The following is a 1,745-nucleotide window of genomic DNA, read 5'->3' on the forward strand; positions in this document are numbered from 1 at the left end:
CCGGGATCGGAGCTCCCGGCGCGCCTGGTTCTGCGCCCGGCGCGCCTGCGGCTCCCGCGGCACCGTTGCCGGCGACGACCTCGCAGCGGGTGAGCGTGGCGCTGACCTCCGCGGCGAGCACCCCGATGGCTGACGCACCAGGAGCGACGGCATCGGGCGCGCGGATGACGAAGTCTTCGAGGGTGGTGCTCCGGTCATCTCCATCGAGCAAGCGCAGGGCGGGCACGTCGGCCGGTCCTTGCACGGTGGTCTTGAGTCCGTCGCGCCAGATGCCACCCGCATCGCAGTCGAGCCCCCCGAAGAGGGTGACGCCGGCAGGCACCTCGACGGCCTCCTCGAACGCCTCGGCGCAGGCATAGACGCGGCGCTTGTCCGCCACCGCCTTCTCAAGAGCAGCGTGGAGGCTTGCCATGGGCGCGCTCCTGGAGCCGTCGTTGCCGTCATCGCCGCGGCTGCGCGAGACCCACACCCCGCAACCCTCGTCGACGGCTCCGTTGCTCAGGCTCGGGATGCACTCTGCCGGTGTCCCTCCACCGCTCCCCCCGTTGCCTCCCCCGCCATCTCCGCCGGTGCTCGTACCATCCACCTCGAACCGATCCAGCCCGCTGACGCTCGCACACCCTCCAGCAGCAACGAGCAAGACGAAACCGCAGACATAGCTGCCCACCCCCGGTCCGTGCTCGGCGCTGCGCGCCTGCGCGCGTCCGGCCCCTCCCTTACCCCGCGCCGCGCGCGGGCCGGGAGGGGCCTGCACGTGAGGGCTTGTTGCTGATGACGTGGGAGTCGAGGTTTGCCAATCCCGGTGCATGTCGCCCTCTCCTTCACGAGGGCAGGCTGCGCGGACCGTGCTGTGCGAGCGCAGCGCACGGGACCTCCAGCGTCAGCTCACCCTCTACAAACCAAATCGGCTCTTCTTCCGGAGCGGCTCACCAGATCGAACGATGTCGTGAAAAAAGTGGAGGGCAGTGCTGGTCCCTGGGCCACGGCGGGCGCCATCAGCCGGAGTTGGGAGAAGAACCAAGCCGCCATCGGCCACGCGCCAGACAGCCCTCCTCCGAAGAAGAAGCCAGCCGGTCGACCCACCGAGCCGACCGATGTCCGGTACGGCCTCCACCATCTATATTCCGGTGCGCGAGAGCGTGTTGCCGCTTCGAAATGCTGGACGGACGAAGAAAAGCAAAGGACGGTGCTTCAAGGGAATTCCTGTTCAGCCGACGCAATGCCGGCGGAACCGCTGTTGGAGGCCATGTCCCCTCCGCCACCTGGTCCGCCCGCGCCTGCGGCCCCTTGCGCCATACGGCTGTCCTCCGACAGCGTCGGCGAGAGGCCGGTGTACGCAAGGGCGAGTGCGTGGCCACCAGTTCCGCCACCTCCGAGTCCGCCATTCCCTCCGATCCCACCCTGGCCGCCGGGGCACCCAGGTTTGGATCCGAAAGCACCTACCCCTGCTTGACCGGCGAGACCGCCCGTTCCACCCGGCTGGAGGTCACCGCCAGCGCCGCCGTTGCCTCCGTTGCCGGCCTGGAGGGTGCAGGAGTCAAACGTGAGCTGGGCGCCGATGCTGACCAGGGCGATGCTGGAGCCGCCAGCACCACCGCCTTGCCCTGGCTTGCCGCCGCAGCCACCGCCGCCCCCGCTGCCGCCGCTGGCGCCAGCGCCTGGCATGTTTCCACCGCAGTTGGCCAGTCCCTTGGCGCCGCCGCCGCCGCCGCCACCTTGCCCTGGCTTTCCGGCAGCGCCGGAAC

The 1,745-nt window shown here is 70.0% G+C and carries 2 pseudogenes; both read right to left on the minus strand.

Annotated features, from left to right (window positions below):
- Positions 1 to 586 (minus strand): annotated as a pseudogene (locus tag CAP_RS51780) (hypothetical protein); the annotation flags it as partial.
- A 605-nt stretch (positions 587 to 1,191) separates the two neighbouring features.
- A pseudogene (locus tag CAP_RS53175) lies at positions 1,192 to 1,745 on the minus strand (hypothetical protein); the annotation flags it as partial.

Origin of the sequence: Chondromyces apiculatus DSM 436 (assembly GCF_000601485.1) — a bacterium.
GTDB classification, from domain to species: domain Bacteria; phylum Myxococcota_A; class Polyangia; order Polyangiales; family Polyangiaceae; genus Chondromyces; species Chondromyces apiculatus.